Source organism: Micromonospora sp. DT228, assembly GCF_049841595.1.
Lineage (GTDB): Bacteria > Actinomycetota > Actinomycetes > Mycobacteriales > Micromonosporaceae > Micromonospora.
Window position 1 is genome coordinate 144,818 of the sequence record NZ_JBNCKO010000017.1, and the last position, 23,064, is coordinate 167,881.

Here is a 23,064-nt window from a genome sequence, read left to right on the forward strand (position 1 = left end):
CCATGCCACCCCTGCCCCTCAGCCGCCGCCACCTCCTTCAGGCCGCCGGAGCCACCGCGGTGGTCTCCGCGGCCGGCACCACCCTCGTCGCCGGCAGCGCCGCGGCCGCCGTGGTCCCGCCGGCACGGGCGGACATCGGCGTCTCGGCGTACGCGTTCGACCTCGGTCAGGTGCGGCTGACCTCCGGCCGGTGGATGGACAACCAGTCGCGGACGCTCAACTACCTGCGGTTCGTCGACGTCGACCGGATGCTCTACAACTTCCGGGCCAACCACCGGCTGTCCACGAACGGCGCCGCCACCAACGGGGGCTGGGACGCGCCGAACTTCCCGTTCCGGACCCACATGCAGGGCCACTTCCTCAGCGCCTGGGCGTACGCGTACGCGGTGCTGGGCGACACCACCTGCCGGGACAAGGCCAACTACATGGTCGCCGAGCTGGCCAAGTGCCAGGCGAACAACGGCGCCGCCGGGTTCGGCGCGGGCTACCTCTCCGGCTTCCCGGAGTCCGACATCGCCGCGGTCGAGGCACGGACGCTGTCCAACGGCAACGTGCCCTACTACTGCATCCACAAGACCCTCGCCGGGCTGCTCGACGTCTGGCGCTACATCGGCAACACGCAGGCCCGTACGGTGCTGCTGTCGCTGGCGGGTTGGGTCGACACCCGGACATCGCGGCTCAGCTACAGCCAGATGCAGTCGATGCTGGGCACCGAGTTCGGGGGCATGAACGACGTGCTCGCCGACATCTACCAGATGACCGGCGACAGCCGGTGGCTCGCCACCGCACAGCGGTTCGACCACGCCGGCATCTTCGACCCGCTGGCCTCCGGCCAGGACCAGCTCAACGGCAAGCACGCCAACACGCAGGTGCCCAAGTGGATCGGCGCGGCCCGGGAGTTCAAGGCCACCGGGACCACCCGTTACCGGAGCATCGCCAGCAACGCGTGGAACATCACCGTCGGCGCGCACACCTACGTCATCGGCGGCAACAGCCAGGCGGAGCACTTCCGGCCGCCGAACGCGATCGCCGGCTACCTCACCAATGACACCTGCGAGCAGTGCAACACGTACAACATGCTCAAACTGACCCGGGAGCTGTGGCTGCTCGACCCGAACCGGGCCGACTACTTCGACTACTACGAGCGCGCGCTGATGAACCACCTGATCGGCGGCCAGAACTCGGCCGACAGCCGCGGCCACATCACCTACTTCACCCCGCTGCGGCCGGGTGGCCGTCGGGGTGTGGGCCCGGCGTGGGGTGGCGGCACCTGGAGCACCGACTACAACTCGTTCTGGTGCTGCCAGGGCACCGGCCTGGAGATCAACACGAGGTTGATGGACTCCATCTACTTCTACAACGGCACGACGCTGAGCGTGAACCTGTTCACGCCGTCGGTGCTCGACTGGACGCAGCGCGGCATCACCGTCACCCAGACCACAAGCTTCCCGGTCAGTGACACCACCACGCTGACGCTGTCCGGCTCGATGAGCGGCTCCTGGAGCATCCGGGTGCGGATCCCGTCCTGGACCAGCGGTGCGACCATCTCCGTCAACGGCGCCGTGGAGAACGTCACCGCCACCCCGGGCAGCTACGCCACTGTCACGCGCACCTGGGCCGCGGGCGACACCATCACCGTGCGGCTGCCCATGCAGGTCGCCATCAAGGCCGCCAACGACAACGCCAACGTCGGCGCGGTCACGTACGGCCCCACGGTGCTGGCCGGCAACTACGGCAACACGGCGCTGAGCACCCTGCCCACCCTCACCGTCTCCTCGATCACCCGGACCAGCACCAGCTCGCTGGCGTTCACCGCCACCGCCAACGGGTCCACGGTGAACCTCGCTCCCTTCTACGACGCCCACGGCTACAACTACACGGTCTACTGGAACACCAGCGGCAGCGGCGGTGGCCCCACCGGCAGCTACCGCCTGGTCAACGTCGGTACCGGGCTGGTCCTCGGTGTCCAGAACATGTCCACCGCCGACGGTGGTCTGGCCGTGCAGTGGAGCGACAGCGGCACCGCCGACCACAACTGGGTGGTCGTGACCGACGGCAACGCGGTCCGGTTCCGCAACGCCCACAGCAACAAGGTGCTGGGTGTGGAGAACATGTCCACCGCCGACAACGCCCGGGTCCTGCAGTGGGCGGACAACGGCACCGCCGACCACAGGTGGATCCTCGTGGACAACGGCGACGGCACCTACAAGATCCGCAACGTCAACAGCAACAAGCTGCTCGGCATTCTGAACGCCTCCACCGCGATGGGTGCGCAGGCCGTGCAGGATTCGGACAACGGCAGCGCCGACAACCGGTGGCGGCTGGTCCGCAACGCCTGACGATCCACCCAGCTCGCCGGCTCGCCGGCGCGGTCGCCCGAGGACCGCGCCGGCGACGCCGGGCGAGCGGCCGGCAGCGGTCGTACAGTGGCAGGGTCCTGGCCCCAGTGATCGTGGCGGATCTGTCGGCTCGTGCCGCCGTCCGCCCGGAAGGAGCACAGTGAACCGACCCATCCGGGCCGCGCTCGGCGGTGCCCTGACCGCCGCCCTGCTGACCTGCGTCGCCGTCGCGCCCGCACAGGCGCACTCCCCGGGGCGACTGCCCACCGTCCTCGCCCTGCCCGACGGGTTCGCACCCGAGGGCATCGCCACCGCCGGCCGGTACGCCTACCTCGGCTCCCGCGCCACCGGCGCCATCCAGCGCGTCGACCTGTTGACCGGCCGGGGTACGACGTTCGGCGCGGCCACCGGCACCCCGTCCCTCGGCCTCAAGATCGACCCACGCGGCCGGCTCTTCGTCGCCGGAGGCACCGCCGGCGACGCCCGCGTGCTCGACACCCGTACCGGCGAGGTGCTGGCGCGCTACCAGTTCGCCACCACCCCGACGTTCGTCAACGACGTCGTGCTGACCCCTGACGCCGCGTACTTCACCGACTCCAACCGGCCGGTGCTCTACCGGCTGCCGCTCGGTCGCGGTGGCGCGCTGCCGCCCGCCGACGGGTTCACCACAATCGCGTTGACCGGCGCGTACCAGCAGGTCGGCACCGGCGTGAACGTCAACGGCATCGCCACCACACCGGACGGCAGGGCGCTGATCGTCGTCCAGTCCAACACCGGGACGCTGTACCGCGTCGAGGAGGCAACCGGCGCGACCACGGCCGTGGACGTGCCCGGCTACACCTTCACCAACGGCGACGGGCTGCTGCTGCGCGGGCGCACCCTCTACGTCGTACAGAACAGCCTCAACCAGATCGCGGTGGCCACGCTGAACCACGCGGGCACCAGGGGCACGGTCACCGGCACCATCACCGACCCGAACTTCGACGTGCCCACCACCGTCGCCGAGGCGTGGGGCCGGCTCTACCTGCCCAACGGCCGCTTCACCACGCCACCGACCCCGACCACGCCGTACACGGTCGTCGCGGTCCGCGCCCGCTGAGCTACCCCGGGGGGTACGCGCGGTGCGCGTACCCCCCGGGCCGACCGTCAGTAGGATCGCGGGCACCTCGGCGAAGACCGTCGCCCTCTGCACCCGGAGCCCGCGTGGCCGACCGCCGCTCGCACCGTCTTCTCCGTCGCGCCCTGGCCGTCGGCTGCCTGGTCGCCGCCGCCGGACTGCCTGCCGAGCCGCCGGTGAGCCTCCCGACGGACCGCACCGGGCCGACGATCCTGCGGGTGTTGCAGATGAACCTCTGCAACAGTGGCCGCGCCGGCTGTTACACCGGCCGAGCTTTGCACCGGGCCGCCGAGGTGATCAGCGCCGAGGCACCCGACCTGGTCACCCTCAACGAGATCTGCCAGGACGACGTGGCCGTCCTGGAGCGGGTGCTCGCGACCGTTCACACCGGGCGGCGGGTCGTCTCCGCGTTTCAGGCCGCCGGTGACCGCCCCAGCGGGGGCGACACCAGGTGCCGCGACGGCCAACCGTACGGCGTGGGACTGCTGGCCCGGGTGCGGACGCCGGACACCGCGCCTGCCGTGTACCGCGGGACCCATCCCACGCAGGACCTCGCGGATCCCGAGGAACGCGCCTGGCTCTGCGTCGACGTCGACGGGGTCCTGCTCGCCTGCACCACACATCTGGCGAACACCGGTGACGGTGTCGCGCTCACCCAGTGCCGCCACCTGCTCGACACGATCCTGCCGACCGTCCGCCGACGTAGCGGGCACGCGCCGGTCCTGCTCGGCGGCGACCTCAACCTCCGCGAAGGCGGCGACCCCGATGTGCGCTCCTGCGTGCCGCCGGGTCACCAGCGGATCGACGACGGCGCGCGGCAACACATCGTGGCGACGACCGACGTCGGCCTCTGTTGCCGCAGGTCCGTGGCGATGGGTGGGGCGACCGACCATCCTGGGCTGCTGGCCACCCTCGGCATCGAGGGCAGCCGGCCCGGCCGGCCGCCGACCTGACCCCGCACCGGGCGTCAGCGGGGTGGGGTGTCCCGGCGGGACGGGAACGGGGTGCCCGGCTGACCGAGGGTGGAGCGGGCGCGCAGTCCGACCGGGTCCGGGGCGACGGCGGGCGTCGCGGCGGCCGGCTCCGGGGCCCGTCGCCCGTCCAGGTACGCCGCGGCGGCCCGGTCGTCGTCGGTCGGCGCGGCGAGCAGGGCGTAGAGCAGACCGACCACGCCGAAGATCACCGCCACCATGATCGGTACCAGCAGCGTGCTCACCTGGGCGCCGGTCACCCCGCCCACACGTTCGTGCCGGTGCACCGACAGGGCGCTCATCCCGGTGAAGTGCATGCCGTTCACGGCGATGCCCATGACCAGCGCGGAGGCGAAGATCGCCAGCCCTCGTCGGACGGTCATGGCGAGCCACAGCGCGACGGTGGACGCCACGACAGCGATGACCACCGAGAGCACGACCCGGACGGTGTCGTAGCCGAGACTGCCGTTGAGGAGCATGGCCGCCATCCCGGTGTAGTGCATGGAGGCGACCCCGGCGCCGGTGAAGGTGCCGCCGGCGATCAGGCGTACCGGATTCAACCGGCCGGTGCCCACGATGGCCAGACCGATGCCGACCGCCACCACCGCGATGGCCGTGCTCGCCGCGGTCAGCGGCACGTCGTAGCGGATCCGGGTGCCCTCGACGGCGAAGCCCAACATGGCCATGAAGTGCATCGCCCAGATGGCGGTGCCGCCCAGCGCCCAGGCCGCCAGCAGACCCCACCAGGCCCGCTGGCCGGTCGTGCGCGCGGTACGGATGCGCCCGGCGCACACCAGACCGAGGACGGAACCGAGCACGGACAGCGCGTAGCTCAGCGCGGGTGTGATCCACCCGTACTCAAAGTGATTGATGTCCGCCACAGCGGTCTTCTCCCGTTCGTTACCGGCGCGTTAACAGGCGCGCTCGGCAATGATCAGGGGTGCCGTGATCAGGCGCAACAGCGCCCCCCGAGCTATTCGGGGGGTGCTGCCGCGGTGACTGTCCGAAGCGTCGACTCGGCGACGACCGTTACGGAGTGTGACGATCAGGCGGTGGTGTGGTACGCCAACACACCCCGGTTGACGGCCGCGATGGCCTGCCGGGCGGTCGACCGCAACTCCGGCGAGGCGCCGCCCGAGTCGGCAAGCTGACCGAGCAGATCGACCACCTGACGCGCCCACCTGACGAAGTCACCGGCGGGCATCTCGCCGTCGATCTCGTGACCGCTGCCGAGCACCTTGGCCAGCGCCTCGCCCCGGGCCCACCGGTAGACGGGCCAGGCGAAGCCCAGATCCGGCTCCCGGGTCGCGGTCAGCCCCCGCGTCGCCTCGTCGGCCTCGATCTCGCCCCAGAGCTTCACCGTCTCGTCCACCGCGTCGGCCACCGGCCCCCGCGGCAACGACGCCCGCTCGTCGACGTCGCGACGCGCCTCGAAGACCACCACCGACACCGCGGCGGCCAACTCGGCCGGCGACAGGCCGTCCCACACCCCCCGGCGCAGGCACTCGGCGACCAGCAGGTCCGCCTCGGTCCAGATCCGACCGAGCATCCGGCCGGCGTCGGTGACCGCGCCGTCGCGAGCGAGGTAACCGCGGTCGGTCAACAGCGCCACAATCCGGTCGAAGGTCCGCGCGAGGGACCCGGTCCGCCCGGAGACCCGCTCGCGCAGCTCCTCGGTGTCGCGCTCCAGCCGCCGCCGGCGCTCCGCCCAGCGCGCGTGGTCCTCCCGCTCCGGGCAGGCGTGGCAGGGGTGGTTACGCAGCTCGGTGCGGAGCTGGGCGATCTGGTGATCCTCACCGGCCGCCTGCCGGGAACGGCCACCCCGTCGGCCGCCGTGCCGGTCCAGGCCGGTGCCGCTGACCTCGGCGGCGAGATCCCGCCGGGCGCCCGGTGAACGGTGGTTGAAGTGCTTGGGCACCCGGATCCGGGCCAGCACCTCGGCCGGCGTGGTGAAGTCGCCGGGGCTGACCCGCCCGGCCCACCGGTCCTGGGTGAGCACCAGCGGCCGGGGCTCACCGAACCCGCCGGTCGCCGGGTCCAGCACGACGGCCAGGCCGGCCCGCCGGCCCGACGGCACCCGGATCACGTCGCCGATGCGCAGCCGCTCCAGCGACGCCACCGCGGCCGCCTTGCGCTGGGTCTGCCCCTGCCGGGCGATCGCCTTCTCCCGGTCCGCGATCGCCACCCGCAGCGCGAAGTACTCGTCGAAGTCGCCGTGGTGGCAGGCGGCCTCCGCGCCGTACGCCTCGATGGTCTCGGTGTTGCGCTGCACCTGCCGGGCCAGGCCGACCACCGAACGGTCCGCCTGGAACTGGGCGAACGAGGACTCCAGCAGCGCCCGAGCCGGCTCCGCGCCGACCGTGCCGACCAGGTTCACCGCCATGTTGTACGACGGCCGGAAACTGGAGCGCAGCGGGTACGTGCGGGTGGACGCCAGCCCGGCCACGTGCCGTGGGTCGGTCTCCGGGGACCACACCACCACGGCGTGCCCCTCCACGTCGATGCCCCGACGGCCGGCCCGACCGGTGAGCTGCGTGTACTCCCCCGGGGTCAGGTCGACGTGCGCCTCACCGTTGTACTTGACCAGCCGCTCCAACACCACGCACCGGGCCGGCATGTTGATGCCCAACGCCAGGGTCTCGGTGGCGAAGACCGCCTTGACCAGGCCCCGGACGAACAACTCCTCGACGATCTCCTTGAACACCGGCAGCATGCCGGCGTGGTGGGCGGCCAGGCCGCGCTCCAAGCCGTCGAGCCACTCCCAGTAACCGAGCACCGACAGGTCCTCGCTGGGGATCGCGGTCACCCGCGACTCGACCACCCGCCGGATCTCGGCCCGCTCGTCGGGCGAGGTGAGCCGCAGACCGGCGGCGAGGCACTGCTGCACCGCGGCGGCGCACCCGGCCCGGCTGAAGATGAACAGGATCGCCGGGAGCAGACCCTCCCGGTCCAGCCGGTCGACGATGTCCGGGCGCAACGGCCCACGCCAGCGCGGGCCACGCCGGCCGGAGCCCGGCCCCGCGCTGCGCCCCTCCCCCAGCTCCAGGCGGCGCACCTGGTCCCGGGTGTAGCGCAGCAACTCCGGGTGCACGTCGTGCTTGCGGGCGGCGTCCGCGTCGTGGAACAGGTCGAACATCCGCTTGCCGACAAGCATGTGCTGCCACAACGGCACCGGTCGGTGCTCGCTGACCACCACCGCGGTCTCGCCGCGCACGGTGACCAGCCAGTCGGCGAACTCCTCGGCGTTGGACACGGTCGCCGACAACGAGACGAGGGTGACCGAGGAGGGCAGGTGGATGATCACCTCTTCCCACACGCCGCCGCGGAACCGGTCGGCCAGGTAGTGCACCTCGTCCATCACCACGTACGCCAGCCCCTGCAACGTGCTGGAACCCGCGTAGAGCATGTTGCGCAGCACCTCGGTGGTCATCACCACCACCGGCGCGTCACCATTTATCGCGTTGTCGCCGGTCAACAGGCCAACCTGCTCGACGCCGTAGCGGGCGACCAGGTCGTGGTACTTCTGGTTGGACAACGCCTTGATCGGCGTGGTGTAGAAGCACTTGCGCCGGACCGGCGGGTCGTCGCCGGGCGCCGGGTCGCCGGGCCGCCCGCGCAACGCCAGGTGGACCGCGAACTCCCCCACCACCGTCTTACCGGCCCCGGTGGGGGCGCAGACCAGCACCCCGCTGCCCCGCTCCAGTGACTGACACGCCTCCCGCTGGAAGTCGTCGAGGTCGAACCCCAGATCGAGGGCGAACTCGTCCAACGCCGGAAACTCTGCGGCCTGTGCGGCCCGGCGGCGCGCCGCTGCGTACCGCTCGGCGGGGCTCGACATGGCACCAAGATTAGTGCGTGCCGGGAGTGGACACCCGACAAGGCCGTCCGGTTGGGCCGTCCGGGGCGGTCGGTAGGGTGCACGGCGTGCCGGACCATGCGCAACCGCCCCAGACTCGTTCGCCGGGCAGCCCCGAGGCCGCCGCCCCCCGGGCGTCCCGACGACCCGTCAAGGCGGTGCTCTTCGACTTCCACGGCACCCTGGCGCAGGTGGAGGAGCCCCGGCAGTGGGTGCTGGAGGCCGCGGCGGCGTGCGGGGTCACCCTGGACCGCGTCAAGGCCACCTCACTTGCCGACCGGCTGCTGACCGCCGGGCGCGCCGGCGGGCCACTGCCGGCGCGGGTGCCACCCCGGCTGGCCGAGCTGTGGGCCGACCGGGATCTCTACCAGCACGCCCACCGGGGCGCCTACACCGGGCTGGCCGAGACCGTCGACGCGGGCATCGAGGGCTTCGCCGACGCGCTCTACGAGCGGCTGTTGACCGCCGAGGGCTGGTTGCCGTACCCGGACACCGCGCCCACCCTGACCGCGCTGCGCGCCGCCGGAGTCCCCGTGGCGGTGGTCAGCAACATCGGCTTCGACGTACGACCGCACTTCGACGCCTGGGGACTGACCGACCTGGTCGACGCGTTCGTGTTGTCGTACGAGGTGGGGCGCTGCAAACCCGACCCGGCCATCTTCTGGCGGGCCTGCGGCATGCTCGGCGTCGAGGCGGAGCAGACGCTGATGGTCGGCGACACCCCGGCGGACGCGGGCGCGGTGGCGGCCGGCTGCGCGGTGCTGGTGCTCCCCACCGCCGACCCGGGTCGGGAGAACGGGCTGGGCGCGGTGCTCGACCTTGCCCTGCCGGCCTGACCCGCGGCTTCGTGCCGTCAGTCGGGGATGTGAATCACCGGTAGTGCGCCGTCGCCGTACCGGTCCTCCGCGGTGAGGATCGAGGCGTCGTGTTCGAGGACGGCAAGCGCCGTGGTGGCCAGATCGGCACGGCCCGTCACGGTGCGCCAGTAGCTGAGTTCGTGCCAGGAGTGCCCCTCGGTGGAGAGCACCTCGCAGGCGTCCAGGGTCAGCAGCCGGTGCAGGGTCGCGCGTTCCTTCGGGTCGCTGACGATCGCCAGCGTCTCCGCCGCGGTCACGGCGGTGACGCCGAACCTGTTGCGGTCCTGGATGACCTCGTGCAGCGGCTCCCCGACATGCACCGACCCCGCGACGTACGCCAGCAGTGCCGCCCGGTCCAGCACGAGCCGGACCGGGCGGTCGTCCTCGGCGCTCACGCCGCCGGTTGTGCGAGCGTGCCGGCGGCGGCGTCCAGCGCGTGCTGGCGGGCCCGCTCACGAAGGGCGCGGCGGCGCTCCGGGGACCAGTCGGCCTCCACGGCGGCACGGCGGGCGCGCGCCTCGGCCACACCCTGCTCGGAGATGGTGATGCCCTGGTGGGCCAACTCCGCGTCCAACGCGTCCAGCCGCATCCGGTCGCGGACGGCCTGGGTGATGTAGGCGCTGGCGTTGGACTCGCGCTCCAGGCGCTCCGCCACGTCGGGGGGCACGGAGATCGACAGCTTCCGCATCGCGCTGGTCATACCAGGCACCGTACGCCGGTAGCACCACGTTGGCGACCAGGAACGGCCGTGTCGGCCCCGAACGACGAGACATCGCCGCTCGGGGCCGAGCAGTGCAGTGGTCAGACGGCCGCTGCCGCACCCAGCGGACGCCAGGCGAGGACAGCGATCGTCGCCATCAGCACGGCGGCGATCCAGAACGGCGTGGTGATCTCCCAGACGCTGACGAACAGGCCGCCGAGGAGCGACCCCAGCGCGGCTCCGCCGAGATCCAGCAACGCGTACACGCTGCCGACGCGACCACGGAGGTCCGGCGGAACGACCCGCTGCCGGGTCGAGGTGACGACAATGCCCCACACCATGGCGTGGATGCTGAACACCACCAGGACGATGGCGGCAGTCCAGGATGTCGTCGTGATCGCGAGGGACACGTGCGTGACGATCTCGATGACCAGGCCCGCCCGCAACACGGTGGCGCTGCCGAGCGCCCGGGTGAGCTTCGCGGCGAGGGTGGTGCCCACCAGGCCGCCGACCGCGAACGTGGTCAGCAGGAAGCCGTAGCCGACACCGGACACGCCCAGACGGTCCCGGCAGTAGAGCACGAACACGGCGAACGCGGCGCCGAACGCGATGTTGCTCAGGCCCATGGTGACGGCGAGCATCCGCAGCAGGCGGTGTCGCCACAACCAGGTCAGACCGGCGGCGACCTCGGCACGCAGCGAGGTCCGCGGACGGGGAGTCGCGACGACCGGACCGGTGCGGATACCCGCCACCAGCGCCGCGGAGATCGCGAAGCTGAGCGCGTCGACGCCGAACGGTACGGCGGCGGCGAGGACGAACAGCCACGCGCCGAGCGGTTTGGCGACGAACTGGTTGCCGATGGTGAAACTCGCGTACAGCCGGGCGTTGGCGCGCGGCAACTCGTCGGGGGTGACCACCGTCGGGAGCAGGGCGCCCAGGGCGGTGTCGGCGAGGGTCTCTCCGACACCCAGGAGGAAGAGCACCAGGTAGATGATCAGCACGGTGACGGTCTCGGTCGCGATGGTGGCCGCCAACGCCGCCAGGGCCACGGCGCGCATCAGGTTGACACCCACGACCAGGCGGCGCCTGTCGAGTCGGTCGACGTAGGCGCCGCTGATCAGGGCGAACAGCAGCCAGGGCAGTTGCTGCGCGAAGACGGCTCCGGCGATGGAGGCCGGATTGTCGGTGACGGAGGCGACCAGCAGCGGGCCGGCAGCCATGGTGACGCCGTCGCCGACGTTGGACACCGCTGCGGCGGTCCACAGTTTGGTGAAGTCCGCGCCAAGACGCGCGGATACAAGGGCACGCACAAGTTCTCCTCAGCCAGGGAAGAAGACGGTCGTCGTGGGACCGCTCCGCGGCGAGGAGCACCGGACCACCGGCGGACATCCCCGGTGGTGCCCGATCAGTGCCGGGCAGGCTCTCGCGGCGAGGCGGAGACCGTGACCAGGTCGAGGCGCATGTCAGCTCCCAACTGTGGATCAATACCGTTCCGAGGAGGCTAGCCGCCCATCGAGGTTCCCGTATCCCCACCTCCGCCGGCCGGACGGACGGCGGCAGACGCGTACCCTCGCCGGGGCCGACCGCATTTCGGCAGGTCGACACCGCCGCGAGGGGGCCGCAACCGACCGCCTACCGTCGTGCCCGTGATCACGACGCCGCTGCCCCCGCCACCGCCGGCCGACACGCCACCGGCTCGGCACGGTGGCGTCGTCGCCGTGGGGCTGGTGCTCGGCGGGGCGCTGTCGGTGCAGTTCGGGTCCGCCGTGGCCGCGCTGCTCTTCCCGCGTACCGGGGTGGCCGGTGCGGTGACCCTGCGGCTGACCATCTCGGCGGTGCTGCTGCTCATCGTGTGCCGGCCCCGACTGCGCGGGCACGACCGCTCGGCGTGGCTCGCGGTGGGCGCTTTCGGGCTGGCGCTGGCCGGCATGAACTCGCTGTTCTACCAGGCCATCGAACGCATCCCGCTGGGGCCGACGGTGACGCTCGAGGTGCTCGGCCCGTTGGCGCTGTCGGTCTTCAGCGCCCGGCGGCTGGCCGCCTGGGGCTGGGCGGGGCTCGCCGTGGCCGGGGTGGCGCTGCTCGGGCAGGGAGGCTTCGACCGACTCAACCTGGTCGGCGTGGCCCTCGCGTTCGGCGCCGGCGCCATGTGGGCCGCGTACATCGTGCTGAGCGCCCAGATCGGCGGCCGGTTCCCGGGCGCGGACGGGCTGGCCCTGGCACTGACCCTCGCCGCGCTCGTCACCCTGCCGCTGGGCATCATCGACGGCGGCGCGGCCCTGCTCGACCCGCCGGTGCTGGCCCTCGGCACCGCCCTCGCGGTGCTCGCCTCCGGGCTGCCCTACACGCTGGAGCTGCTGGCGCTGCGACGGATGCCGACCGCGACGTTCGCGGTGCTGATGAGCCTCGGCCCGGCCACCGCCACGCTCGCCGGGTGGCTGGTGCTGCGGCAGGCCCTCACCCCGCTGGAGTGCGCCGCCATCGTGCTTGTCATCGCGGCCAGCATCGGAGCGGTACGGTCAGCGCAGCAGCCGCAGGGCGCCCGGAACGGCGGTGATCGTCACCGGCAGGTCCAGGGAGCGTTCCCCGTCGGCGTACGTGACGATGCCGTCGGCGGCCAACTCCACGGTGCGGGCCCGGTAGCTGGTGACCAGGGGGTGGCTCACGTGGGTGCCCTGGTAGATGCGCGGCTTCACCCGGATCAGCGTCCGGCGGTCGACCCGACCCGCCACCACCACGTCCAGCAGCCCGTCGGTCGGGTCGGCGTCGGGGCAGATCCGCATCCCGCCGCCGTACGTCGGGCAGTTGCCCACCGCCACCAGCACCGCGTCGAGGTGGTGCGGCACCCCGTCGAGGCGCAGCGTGTAGCGACGGGGCCGCAGCCGGGCCAGCTCGACCAGGATCGCCAGGTCGTACCGGCGGGGGCCGCGCGGCCAGCGCATCCGGTTGGCCCGCTCGTTGACGATCGCGTCGAACCCCGCCGCGAGGACCGCCCCGAACCACCGCTCGGCGCCGTCGACACCGGTCATCCGGGCCAGGTCGACGACGTGGGTCCGGTCGGCCCGCAACGCTGACGCGATCACGTCCACCGCCGCCACCGGGTCGGCGGGGAAGCCGGTGTCGACGGCGAAGTCGTTGCCGGTGCCCGCCGGCACCGGACCGAACGGCACGTCGGTGCCGGCGACCGCCTGCATCGCCTGGTGCACGGTGCCGTCCCCACCGATCGCGACAAGCGCGCCGATGCCGTCGGCGACGGCGGCACGGCAGGCCGCCTCCGCCTCGCCCGGACTGGCCGCCGGCAGCACACGGACCGGTCGGCCGGCGGCCGCCAGCCCGTCCAGCAGCCGGGGCAGCAGCGCCCGGTGCCGCCCCCGACCGGCGGTCGGGTTGGCGAGCACCGCCACGGGGCCGTCGGCGAGCGGGGCACTGCCGGCCGGGCCGTCGGCGAGCGGGGCGCGGTCGGCCGGGCCGTCGGCGAGCGGGCCGGGCAGGTGATCGTCTGCGGTCACGGGCAGCACCGTACCTGTCGGACACCCGCCGTTCACCGGGGGCCGGAGCGCTCACCGCCGGTCCCGCCGCCGGCGCTGCGGGCAACGCGGCGACGCCGCCCCCTGGGCAACGCGGCGACGCCGCCCCCGGGCAACGGGGACGGCGTCGGCGAACCGGGCGGCGCGGGGCCGTCAGGTCATGTCGTCGTAGCGACGCTCGATCGGTGCCGGCGGGGCGACCGGCTCGGGTACGCCGATCGGCGCGGCCGAGTCGACCCGCTGCCCGGCCACGACCGGGTCCGCGTCGAACTCCAACGGCGACACCTCGTCGTCGTCGATGCCGGCGTAGATCTCCTTGCCACGCCCCCGCCGCCTGTCGTTGAGGAACGCGATGCCCACCGCGCCGAAGTAGAGCGCCGAGAGGCAGATCGCGAGCGCGGTCATCCCGAACGGGTCCGGGGTGGGGGTGACCACGGCGGAGAACGCGAAGAACACGAAGATCGCCACCCGCCACCAGCTGAGCAACCGCTTCGCGCTCGTGATGCCCACGAAGTTGAGCATCAACACCAGCAGCGGGAACTCGAACGCCACCCCGAACAGCAGGATCAGGTTGGTGACGAAGGAGATGTACTTGGTGATCTCCAGCGTCGTGCTGATCTCGCTGTCGGAGATGCTGAGCAGGAACTCCAGGCCCTTGGCCGTGACGAAGTACGCCAGCACCGCGCCGGCCGCGAACAGCGGCGCCGCCAGGGCGGTGAAGAAGTACGCGTAGCGCCGCTCGTGCCGGTGCAGGCCGGGCGCGATGAACGCCCAGAGCTGGTAGAGCCAGATCGGCGCGGCCACGATCAACCCGACCCAGAGCGCGACCTTCAGTTGGAGCAGGAACAGGTCGGCCGGCCCGAGCTGAACGAACTCGCACTTGCCGTCGATGTATCGGGCCTGGTCCAGGTCGCAGTAGGGCTGTTGGAGCAGGTGCAGCACCGGCTTCTGCAGCCAGACACCCACGCCGAAGCCGATCAGGATCGCCACGGAGGCGCGGAACAGACGGTTGCGCAGCTCGCGGACATGCTCGATGAGCGTCATCGAGCCGTCGGCGGCCCGTTCGAAGGTGCTCGGGCCGCGTTTGCGCAGTCGCAGTGCGAAGGCCACGGGAAAGGGGCCCTTCGGTCAGTTGTCGCGGACGCGGTGCACCGGGTCGACGACCGGCTGCTGCGTCGGCGCCTGCTGGTACGGCGCCTGCTGCGGCTGCCCGACGTGCGGCGCCGGCTGCCCGGCGTGCGGCGGCAGCGGCTGGTAGCCGGCCTGCGCGTCGGCCTTCTCGGCGAGGTCGCGGTCGTCGTCCTGCAGGCTCTTGGTCTCGGCCTTGATGATCCGCAGCGACCGACCCAGCGAACGGGCCGCGTCGGGAAGCCGCTTCGCACCGAAGAGCAGGATCAGCACAACCACGAGAACAGCGATGTGCCACGGCTTGAGGGCACCCATGAGAAGCTCCAGTCGCTCTGTGTCCGAGGGGTGGTACGCAGCCCATCGTACGTGCGGATCGGCTGCCTGCCACCCGCCGGGTGGGGGTGGTTCGACCCGAAGGGTGAAGTCTTGACCAACGCGCGATGATCGTCAACCGCCGCCGGGCACCAGCTCGACGGGTGTCGATCAGCCGTGCTTGGCCTTGATCACCGCGAGCCGCTGGGACGTGGTGTCGAGCTGGCGTTGGACATCCTCGGCGCGCTGCTGCAACACCTCGGCGGTCTCCCGCAGCGCCTCGGCCTCGGCGGCCCGCCGTTGCAATGCCACCGCGGCGCGGTGCAGCCGAGGCAGCCGGGTCAACACGGGGCGCACCGCCAACGCGAGCGCCACGAGCGGGAGCAGCACGACCGCGAGCACGATCCAGATCAGCACGGCGGTCAGCCTACTGGGTGCGGCCGGCCACCGCTGGATCGCCCGACGGCGCGCTTGTCCCGTCGAGGGCGGCCGGCCGGGGCGCGGCCGTGGGGGCGGGCACCGCGTAGGCGTCCAACGCGGCGGCCGCCGCCGCGCGTACCTGATCGGCCAGCTCGGCCGGGGCGACCACGACGGCGTCCGGGCCGAGGCCCAGCACGAACCGGCGGGCCCACCCCAGGTCGGTGACCCGCAGGGAGACCAGCCACCGGTCGCCGTCACCGGCCTCGACCCGCTCGCACGGATAATATTCGGTGATCCACCGCTCGCTGCGGCCGATGCGCAGCGTGATCAGCGGCAGGTCGGGCGAGGGGCGGAAGACACCCTCGGTGAGGTCGTGCGGAACGGCCTGCGGCGGGACGGTGGCCGGCTCGGCCAGCTCGGTGACCGCGTCGATCCGGTCGGCCCGGAACAGGCGGACCGCCTCCGCGCGCCGGCACCACGCCTCCACGTAGGCCCGGCCGCCGACCATCAGCATCCGCAGTGGGTCGATGACGCGGTCGGTGGTCTCGTCCCGGGCGGCGGTGTAGTAGGTGATCCGCAGCGCCCGGCCGCCCTCCACGGCGGCACGCAGCGCCTCGACCAGCGGGGTGTCGCCGGGCAGCCGGACCGCCACCGGCGCGCCCACCAGGTCGCCCGCGTCCTCGATCTTCGCCAGGGCCCGTTCGACGGCCTCCCGGTTGGCCACCCCGGGCGTCTCGGCGAGCATCCGCAACGCCACCACCAGCGCGAGGGCCTCGTCCGGGGTGAGCCGCAGCGGCCGGTCGATGCCGGCGTCGTAGGTGATCGTCACCCGATCACCGTCGAACGCCATGTCGATCAGGTCACCGGGACCGTAGCCGGGCAGCCCACACACCCAGAGCAGCTCCAGGTCCTCCCGCAGCTGGCGCTCGGTGACACCCAGGTCACCGGCCGCCTCGGCGATCTCGATGCCGGGTCGGGCCAGCAGGTAGGGCACCAGGTTGAGCAGGCGGGCCAGCCGGTCGGCGGACGCGCGGGAACCGCCCCGGGCGGCCGGGCGGGTCACCGGGCACCCCCGGTGACGGCCAGCTCGTCGTGCCGGACGGCGATCTCCTTGAGTCGTTGGATGACCGCCTCGCGGACCTCCGGTGGGTCGAGCACCCGCACGTCCGGGCCGTAGCCGACGAGGTGCCCGGCCAACCCGTCCGGGTCCGCGTACGGCAGGACCAGCCGGTCGCCGTCCGGCCCGGTGGTCACCTCCACGGCCCAGCGGCGCAGCCCGGCGGCCCGGCCGGACGCGGCCAGCACGGTGGACCGCCCGGTGCGCTCCACCGGACCGGACCAGCGGGCCACGTGGCTGATCAGGTCGACGTTCGGCGGCGGCTGGTACGCGCCGGGCACGCCTGTCACCCGGACCGTGCCCACCACCCGGGACAGCCGGAAGCAGCGGGTCGCCTCCCGGTCCAGGTCGTGGCCGACCACATACCACCGGCCGCGCCAGCAGACCACGCCCCAGGGCTGCAGCCGCCGCCGGCTGGGCGCGTCACGGTCGGGCACCCGATAGTCGAAACCCACCTCGCGGCGGTCCCGGGCGGCGGCCGTCAGCGGCGCGAACGCCGGATCGACGGTGACCATCGGCTCCAGGCCCAGGGTGGCCTGCGGGTCCACGTCCACCCCGGCGGCGCGCAGCTTGGCCAGCCCGGACGACGCGGCGGCGGCCAGCCCGGCGTGCTGCCACAGGCGGGCGGCGATGCCCACCGCGGCGGCCTCGTCGGGCTCCAGCAGGATGTCGGGCAGCGCGTACTCGCGGTGGGCGATGCGGTAGCCGGGCTCGGCGTCGAAGGCGCTGGCGGTGCCCGTCTCCAGTGGCACACCCAACTCGCGCAGCTCGGCCTTGTCCCGCTCGAACTTGCGTTGGAACGCTTCGTGGTCGCGCGCGTCGTCGGGGTCGTGCTCGTAACCGGGCACGGTCGCGGCGATCTGCGCGGCGGTCAGGAACCGTCGCGTGGACAGGAGGCAGATCACCAGGTTGACCAGGCGTTCGGTGCGGGTCCGCGACACCCGGTAGACGCTAGCAGCCGACACGCCCGCGACGTGCACCCACGCGGGCGTGCCGCACACTTGTTCGGATCTGGCCTCCCCCAGCGCCTCGGCGTCCGCGGTCATAGGGTGAAACTCATGTCGCAAGCGGAGGCCAGGCCGGAGAGCGAGAGCGTCGGCACGGTGATCGTCGCGGGGGTCGCCAACCTCGCCATCGCGATCGCCAAACTGATCGCCGGGCTGATCTCCGGATCGGCCGCCATGCTGTCCGAAGCCGCCCACTCGGTCGCCGACACCACCACCGAGGTGCTGCTCTTCCAGGCGCTGCGCCGGGGCGCCCGGCCGGCCGACCAGCGACACCCCTTCGGGTACGGCAAGGAGAGCTACGTCTGGGCGTTCTTCGCCGCGATGTTCACATTCGTCGCCGGGGCCGGTTTCGCCGTCACCCACGGCGTCACCACGATCCTGGTGCACGAGCACAGCGGCGACTACCTGGTCTCGTACATCGTGCTCGGGGTGTCGTTCGTCATCGAGTCGATCTCACTGGCCCGGGCGGTCCGGCAGGTCCGCCGCGAGTCGCGACGCTGGGGGACCACGCCGCGGCGGTTCCTGCGGCTGACCGCGGACACCACGGTCAAGGCGGTCTTCCTGGAGGACAGCGCGGCGCTGATCGGCCTGCTGCTGGCCGGGGCCGGCGTCGGCCTGTCACACGCCACCGGCGACGAGGTGTGGGACGGCGTCGCGTCGATCCTGATCGGGCTGCTGCTGCTGACGGTCGCCGGGATCCTCGCCGGCAACAACCTGTCGCTGCTCGTCGGCCGGGCCGTCCCCGAGCGGCTGCGCCACGAGATCGAGCAGGACCTGGCCGGGCTGCCCGAGGTGGAGCGCATCGACACCCTGCTCACCATGCAGCTCGGCCCCCAGGACATCCTGGTCGCCGCGAAGGTCGACTTCCGCGACGAGGCCACCGGCGCGCAGATCGAGGCCACCGCCGACCAGGCCGAGCGGCGGCTCACCGAGCGGTACCCGGAGATCCGCTTCGTCTTCCTCGACCCCACCCGCTCACTGCCGGGGGCCACCGGCACCGCCCGACACACCCAGGCCGGGCCGACCCCGGACGCCGGCGGCCCCGAACCGACCTGATCCGCCACCACCACCGCACCCGGACGCGGGCCGTCGGGCCCGCGCGGCTAGCGTGCCCGTCATGGTGCGATGGCGTACGGGGACGGTGGCGACGCTGCGACGGCAGTGGACCGGGGCGGTGGAACTCGACGTCGACCTGCCCGACGGCACGCGGATGCGGGCGCTGGCCTACCCGGAACTCGTCGGCACACCCGAGCCCGGCGACCGGGTGCTGCTCAACGCCGGCGCGCTGCTGATGGGGTTGGGCACCGGCGGGTACGCCCTGGTGGTGGCCCTGCCGGACCGGCTGCCACCGGACCCGCCGGAGGTCGGCGACACCCGTGACGCCGGGCACCTGGTCAAGGCCCGCTACACCCCGCTGCAGCCGATCCTGCTCGGCGTCGACGAGGAGGCGTCCCCGCACCGCGCGGTGCTCGCCGACGCGGACGACCTGGCCGGCCTGCCCGTGGTCACCGCCGACCTGCACTCGGCGCTGCCGGCGATCCTGGCCGGCATCCGGGCCGACGCCCCGCGGGCGCGGGTGGCGTACCTGCTCACCGATGGCGGGGCCCTGCCGGCCTGGTTCTCCCGCACCCTCGCCGGGCTACGCGCCGACCTGGCCGGCACGATCACCGTCGGGCAGGCCTTCGGCGGTGACCTGGAGGCGACCACCCTGCACGGTGGCCTGCTCGCCGCCCGCCACGTGCTCGACGCTGACGTGGCCATCGTCGCCCAGGGGCCCGGCAACCTGGGCACCGGCACCCGGTGGGGCTTCTCCGGCGTCGCCGTCGGCGAAGCGGTCAACGCGATCGCCACACTGGGCGGACGGCCGGTCGGCTCGCTGCGCATCTCCGCCGCCGACCCCCGCCCCCGACACCGGGGCGTGTCCCACCACAGCCTCACCGCGTACGGCCGGGTGGCCCTCGCCCCGGCGGAGCTGGTGGTGCCCGACGACCTGGACCCGGCCCTCGCGGCCGAGGTGGACGCGTCGTTGGCTCCCCTCGCCGCCCGGCACCGGATCGTCCGGGTGCCCACCGCCGGCCTCGACGCCGCGCTGCGCGCCAGCACCGTGCCGCTGTCCACGATGGGCCGCGGCCTCGACGCCGACCACGCGTACTTCCTGGCCGCCGCCACAGCAGGCCGCCACGCCACCACCCTCCTCCCCTAACCCCACCCCACCCCGGCCCACCCCGCTCCTCGGCGTTGATCATGAGGTTATTGCCCGCCGCCTCGGCGTGTCAGGGCAATAACCTCATGATCAACGCGCGCTGGGGGGGTGGGTGGGGGTGGGGGTGGGGTGGGGGGGGTTAGGCCAGGAGGATCAGGGCTAGCCAGCCGCCCACGATGAGCACCAGGGCCAGGGCCAGCACCCACGTCGGCACCGCGTAGTCGCCGCGCCGGTTACGGTCGATCTCGGCGCGGATCTTCTCCCGCCGGCGTTCGACCCAGTTCTGCCGCTCGGTGCCGCCCTCGGAGCGGTCGGAAGGTCCAGAAGTCGTCATGGCGCGCTCAGCTTAACCGCTCGGTGCGCCGGGCTGACCGGCCCCGTCGGCGCAGCACACCGCCGGGGCCGGCAACCGGTCACATGCTGGCGATCAGCCGCTCCACCCGCTCGTCGTACGCCCGGAACGGGTCCTTGCAGAGCACGGTGCGCTGCGCCTGGTCGTTGAGCTTCAGGTGCACCCAGTCGACGGTGAAGTCCCGCCGCTTCTCCTGGGCGTGCCGAATGAACTCGCCGCGCAGCCGAGCCCGGGTGGTCTGCGGTGGGGTCTCCTTCGCCTCGAAGATCTCCGGGTCGGTGGCCACCCGGTCGACCTCGCCACGCCGCTCCAGCAGACCGTAGAGGCCGCGACCGCGACGCACGTCGTGGTAGGCCAGATCCATCTGCGCGACCCGGGGGTGCGACAGCGGCAGGTCGTGCTTGCGCTGGTAACGCTCGATCAGCCGCAGCTTGCTGACCCAGTCGATCTCCCGGGAGACCGGCTCCAGGTCGCCGCTCTCCACCGCGTTCAACACCCGCCCCCACAGCTCGACGACCCGCTTGGCGGCCTGGTCGCCGCCGCGACGCTCGACGAACTCGGTGGCCTTGGACAGGTATTCCTGCTGAATGTCCAGGGCACTGACCTCCTTGCCGGAGGCCAACCGCACCTTGCGCCGGCCGGTGATGTCGTGGGACACCTCCCGGATCGCCCGGATCGGATTCTCCAGCGACAGGTCGCGCATCACCACCCCGGCCTCGATCATCCGCAGCACGATGTCGGCGGTGCCGACCTTGAGCAGCGTGGTGACCTCGTTCATGTTGGAGTCACCGACGATGACGTGCAACCGCCGGTAGCGCTCCGCGTCGGCGTGCGGCTCGTCGCGGGTGTTGATGATCGGACGGCTGCGGGTGGTCGCCGAGGAGACGCCCTCCCAGATGTGCTCGGCCCGCTGCGACAGGCAGTAGACCGCGCCGCGTGGGGTTTGCAGAACCTTGCCGGCCCCGCAGATCAACTGCCGGGTGACCAGGAACGGGATGAGTACGTCGGCGAGCCGGCCGAACTCCCCGTGCCGGGAGACCAGGTAGTTCTCGTGGCAGCCGTACGAGTTACCGGCCGAGTCGGTGTTGTTCTTGAACAGATAGATCTCACCCGCGATGCCCTCGTCGTGCAGCCGCTTCTCCGCGTCGACGAGCAGGCCCTCCAGGATCCGCTCGCCAGCCCGGTCGTGGGCGACGAGATCGGTCACCGAGTCGCACTCCGGTGTCGCGTACTCCGGATGCGACCCGACGTCCAGGTAGAGCCGGGCTCCATTACGCAGAAAGACGTTGCTCGACCGACCCCAGGACACCACGCGACGGAACAGATACCGCGCGACCTCGTCCGGGGACAGCCGCCGCTGCCCGCGATAGGTGCAGGTGACGCCGTACTCGGTCTCGAGGCCGAAGATTCGCCGCTCCATGGTGAGACATTAGCCGCCCGGAGGCCCGGTTCGTCACTGTCACACCACAGGTCGTGCCCCGGGGGCGGTCACATACCGGTTGAGTGCGACATTCCGTCCGGACCGATGCTCGCCACGAACCGCCGGCAGCTCTCGTACTCCGGCAGCAGGCCGCTCTCGCGCGCCTGGGCGAGGGTCGGCGCCGCATCGTCCCGCGCGGACAGCAGCGGGACGTCGGCGGGCCACTCGATGCCCAACTCCTCGTCCAGCGGGTGCACCGCGTGCTCACCCGTCGGGTTGTAGCTGGCCGAGCAGAGATAGCTCAACGTGGCGTCGTCGCTCAGCGCGCAGAAACCGTGCCCCAGCCCCTCGCTGAGGTAGACCGCCCGACGGTCGGTGTCGTCCAGCCGGACGCCCTCCCAGCGGCCGAAGGTCGGCGAACCCACCCGCAGGTCCACGATCACGTCGAGGACCGCCCCGCGCACGCAGGTCACGTACTTGGCCTGCCCCGGCGGAACGTCGGCGAAGTGGATGCCGCGCACCACGCCACGGGCGGAGACCGACAGGTTGGCCTGGGCCAGCCGCAGCGGATGCCCCACCACGTCGGCGAGCTTGTCGAAGCGGTACCACTCCATGAACATGCCGCGCGGGTCGCCGTGCTGCTGGGGGGTGATCTCCCAGGCGCCCTCGATGCTCAGCTCCCGGATCTTCACCAGGCCACCCCGTGTCGGCCGTTCGGCTCGGCGAGCAGACCGAGCAGGTAGTCGCCGTAACCGCTCTTGGTCAACGGCGTGGCCAACGCGCGCAGCTGGTCGTCGTCGATGAGGCCGGCCCGCCAGGCCACCTCCTCGACACAACCGATCTTCAGACCCTGCCGCTCCTCGACCACCCGGACGAACTCGGCAGCCTGCATCATCGAGGTGAACGTGCCGGTGTCCAGCCAGGCGGTGCCCCGATCCAGCACCGTCACCGACAGCTCCCCGGTCTCCCGGTACACCTCGTTGACAGCCGTGATCTCCAGCTCGCCGCGGGCGCTCGGGGTGAGCTTGCGGGCGATGTCCACCACCCGGTTGTCGTAGAAGTAGAGGCCGGGCACCGCGTAGCGGGACTTCGGCCGAGCCGGCTTCTCCTCGATCGAGAGCACCCGACCGGCGTCGTCGAAGTCGACGACACCGTATTCCTGCGGGTTGGCCACCTGGTAGGCGAAGACCCGCCCACCGACCGGGTCACCGTGGGCCGCGAGCTGCCGGCCCAGGCCACCACCGTGGAAGATGTTGTCGCCGAGGATCAGCGCCACCGACTCCGCGCCGATGAAGTCCGCACCGAGGATGAAGGCCTGCGCGATGCCTTCCGGGCGCTCCTGGCTGACGTACTCCAGCCGCAGCCCGAACTGGCTGCCGTCGCCGAGCAGCCGACGGAACTGGTCCTGGTCGTCCGGAGTCGTGATCACCAGGATCTCCCGCACACCGGACATCACCAGAGTGGAGAGCGGGTAGTAGACCATCGGCTTGTCGAAGACCGGCATCAGCTGCTTCGAGACCGCACGGGTGATCGGCCAGAGCCGAGAACCGGTGCCGCCGGCAAGTAGGATTCCACGCACCGGGGCAGCCTAGCGGCACAGAAGCGGCATGTGCGGGGGGGTCGCGCCCCGCCTGGCGCACCCAACTTCGCGTACACTTCCCGACCCGTGAGGATCCTCGTCACCGGCGGAGCCGGATTCATCGGGTCGGAGTACGTTCGCCTGCTGCTGGGCAAGCCC

At 72.3% G+C, this 23,064-nt stretch carries 21 protein-coding genes and 1 pseudogene; 7 read left to right on the plus strand and 15 right to left on the minus strand.

Going from position 1 to position 23,064, the window contains the following annotated elements:
• The first annotated feature begins 2 nt into the window (after positions 1–2).
• The 3 genes from ACLQ29_RS28250 to ACLQ29_RS28260 all read left to right on the plus strand — a co-directional run bounded on the left by ACLQ29_RS28250 (position 3) and on the right by ACLQ29_RS28260 (position 4,409).
• A complete protein-coding gene (locus tag ACLQ29_RS28250; RefSeq protein WP_425774461.1) occupies positions 3–2,339 on the plus strand; it encodes a beta-L-arabinofuranosidase domain-containing protein in 2,337 nt (778 codons plus the stop codon).
• A gap of 160 nt (positions 2,340–2,499) precedes the next feature.
• Positions 2,500–3,438 (plus strand): SMP-30/gluconolactonase/LRE family protein, encoded by a 939-nt coding sequence (locus ACLQ29_RS28255; RefSeq protein WP_425774462.1) that lies wholly within the window; start codon positions 2,500–2,502, stop codon positions 3,436–3,438.
• 104 nt (positions 3,439–3,542) lie between these two features.
• A complete protein-coding gene (locus ACLQ29_RS28260; protein ID WP_425774463.1) occupies positions 3,543–4,409 on the plus strand; it encodes an endonuclease/exonuclease/phosphatase family protein in 867 nt (288 codons plus the stop codon).
• 14 nt (positions 4,410–4,423) lie between these two features.
• Here ACLQ29_RS28260 and ACLQ29_RS28265 read toward each other — a convergent pair whose 3' ends face one another.
• The gene (locus ACLQ29_RS28265; protein ID WP_425774464.1) at positions 4,424–5,308 is read right to left on the minus strand and encodes an MHYT domain-containing protein; all 885 of its coding nucleotides are present in this window, start codon (positions 5,306–5,308) and stop codon (positions 4,424–4,426) included.
• Between the two features lie 164 nt (positions 5,309–5,472).
• Positions 5,473–8,265 carry a DEAD/DEAH box helicase gene (locus ACLQ29_RS28270; RefSeq protein WP_425774465.1) on the minus strand — a complete coding sequence of 931 codons (2,793 nt, stop codon included), beginning with the start codon at positions 8,263–8,265 and terminating at the stop codon, positions 5,473–5,475.
• Between the two features lie 86 nt (positions 8,266–8,351).
• Here ACLQ29_RS28270 and ACLQ29_RS28275 point away from each other — a divergent pair, with 86 nt between their 5' ends.
• Positions 8,352–9,119, plus strand: a complete 768-nt coding sequence (locus tag ACLQ29_RS28275; protein ID WP_425774466.1) for an HAD family hydrolase — start codon at positions 8,352–8,354, stop codon at positions 9,117–9,119.
• A 17-nt stretch (positions 9,120–9,136) separates the two neighbouring features.
• Here ACLQ29_RS28275 and ACLQ29_RS28280 read toward each other — a convergent pair whose 3' ends face one another.
• The 3 genes from ACLQ29_RS28280 to ACLQ29_RS28290 form a co-directional block, all read right to left on the minus strand.
• A complete protein-coding gene (locus tag ACLQ29_RS28280) occupies positions 9,137–9,535 on the minus strand; it encodes a hypothetical protein (RefSeq protein ID WP_425774467.1) in 399 nt (132 codons plus the stop codon).
• Positions 9,532–9,840, minus strand: a complete 309-nt coding sequence (locus ACLQ29_RS28285; RefSeq protein WP_425774468.1) for a hypothetical protein — start codon at positions 9,838–9,840, stop codon at positions 9,532–9,534. The genes ACLQ29_RS28280 and ACLQ29_RS28285 overlap by 4 nt, the downstream gene beginning before the upstream one ends.
• 101 nt (positions 9,841–9,941) lie before the next feature.
• Positions 9,942–11,150 carry an MFS transporter gene (locus ACLQ29_RS28290; protein ID WP_425774469.1) on the minus strand — a complete coding sequence of 403 codons (1,209 nt, stop codon included), beginning with the start codon at positions 11,148–11,150 and terminating at the stop codon, positions 9,942–9,944.
• Between the two features lie 837 nt (positions 11,151–11,987).
• Between ACLQ29_RS28290 and ACLQ29_RS28295 the strand changes: the two are divergent.
• Positions 11,988–12,290: pseudogene (locus ACLQ29_RS28295) on the plus strand (EamA family transporter); the annotation flags it as partial.
• A gap of 69 nt (positions 12,291–12,359) precedes the next feature.
• On the opposite strand, the gene ACLQ29_RS28300 reads toward ACLQ29_RS28295, so the two are convergent.
• The 6 genes from ACLQ29_RS28300 to ACLQ29_RS28325 form a co-directional block, all read right to left on the minus strand.
• Complete coding sequence (locus ACLQ29_RS28300) at positions 12,360–13,244, minus strand: diacylglycerol kinase family protein (protein ID WP_425774486.1); 885 nt, start codon at positions 13,242–13,244, stop codon at positions 12,360–12,362.
• A gap of 276 nt (positions 13,245–13,520) precedes the next feature.
• Positions 13,521–14,411 carry a twin-arginine translocase subunit TatC gene (gene tatC / locus ACLQ29_RS28305; RefSeq protein ID WP_425774487.1) on the minus strand — a complete coding sequence of 297 codons (891 nt, stop codon included), beginning with the start codon at positions 14,409–14,411 and terminating at the stop codon, positions 13,521–13,523.
• 84 nt (positions 14,412–14,495) lie between these two features.
• On the minus strand, positions 14,496–14,810 hold the full coding sequence (tatA, locus tag ACLQ29_RS28310; RefSeq protein WP_425774470.1) for a Sec-independent protein translocase subunit TatA: 315 nt from the start codon (positions 14,808–14,810) through the stop codon (positions 14,496–14,498).
• Positions 14,811–14,978: 168 nt separating this feature from the next.
• Entirely contained in the window at positions 14,979–15,224 is a 246-nt protein-coding gene (locus ACLQ29_RS28315; RefSeq protein WP_425774471.1) for a hypothetical protein, read from the minus strand.
• A gap of 10 nt (positions 15,225–15,234) precedes the next feature.
• Complete coding sequence (locus ACLQ29_RS28320) at positions 15,235–16,290, minus strand: helix-turn-helix transcriptional regulator (RefSeq protein ID WP_425774472.1); 1,056 nt, start codon at positions 16,288–16,290, stop codon at positions 15,235–15,237.
• A complete protein-coding gene (locus tag ACLQ29_RS28325; RefSeq protein WP_425774473.1) occupies positions 16,287–17,285 on the minus strand; it encodes a helix-turn-helix transcriptional regulator in 999 nt (332 codons plus the stop codon). The genes ACLQ29_RS28320 and ACLQ29_RS28325 overlap by 4 nt, the downstream gene beginning before the upstream one ends.
• A 117-nt stretch (positions 17,286–17,402) precedes the next feature.
• On the opposite strand from ACLQ29_RS28325, the gene ACLQ29_RS28330 reads away from it, so the two are divergent.
• Positions 17,403–18,407, plus strand: coding sequence for a cation diffusion facilitator family transporter (locus ACLQ29_RS28330; RefSeq protein WP_425774474.1), 1,005 nt, complete (start codon positions 17,403–17,405; stop codon positions 18,405–18,407).
• Between the two features lie 61 nt (positions 18,408–18,468).
• Entirely contained in the window at positions 18,469–19,554 is a 1,086-nt protein-coding gene (locus ACLQ29_RS28335) for a DUF3866 family protein (protein WP_425774475.1), read from the plus strand.
• Positions 19,555–19,693: 139 nt separating this feature from the next.
• Here ACLQ29_RS28335 and ACLQ29_RS28340 read toward each other — a convergent pair whose 3' ends face one another.
• From ACLQ29_RS28340 to rfbA, 4 genes are all read right to left on the minus strand, one after another.
• Positions 19,694–19,888: a hypothetical protein gene (locus ACLQ29_RS28340; RefSeq protein ID WP_425774476.1), complete on the minus strand. Its 195-nt coding sequence runs from the start codon at positions 19,886–19,888 to the stop codon at positions 19,694–19,696.
• Between the two features lie 79 nt (positions 19,889–19,967).
• Positions 19,968–21,326, minus strand: coding sequence for a Pup--protein ligase (pafA, locus tag ACLQ29_RS28345; RefSeq protein ID WP_007459930.1), 1,359 nt, complete (start codon positions 21,324–21,326; stop codon positions 19,968–19,970).
• Between the two features lie 68 nt (positions 21,327–21,394).
• Positions 21,395–22,018, minus strand: a complete 624-nt coding sequence (gene rfbC, locus ACLQ29_RS28350; RefSeq protein ID WP_393374460.1) for a dTDP-4-dehydrorhamnose 3,5-epimerase — start codon at positions 22,016–22,018, stop codon at positions 21,395–21,397.
• Complete coding sequence (gene rfbA, locus ACLQ29_RS28355; protein WP_425774477.1) at positions 22,015–22,905, minus strand: glucose-1-phosphate thymidylyltransferase RfbA; 891 nt, start codon at positions 22,903–22,905, stop codon at positions 22,015–22,017. Before rfbA ends, rfbC begins: the two co-directional genes overlap by 4 nt.
• Between the last annotated feature and the right edge of the window lie 159 nt (positions 22,906–23,064).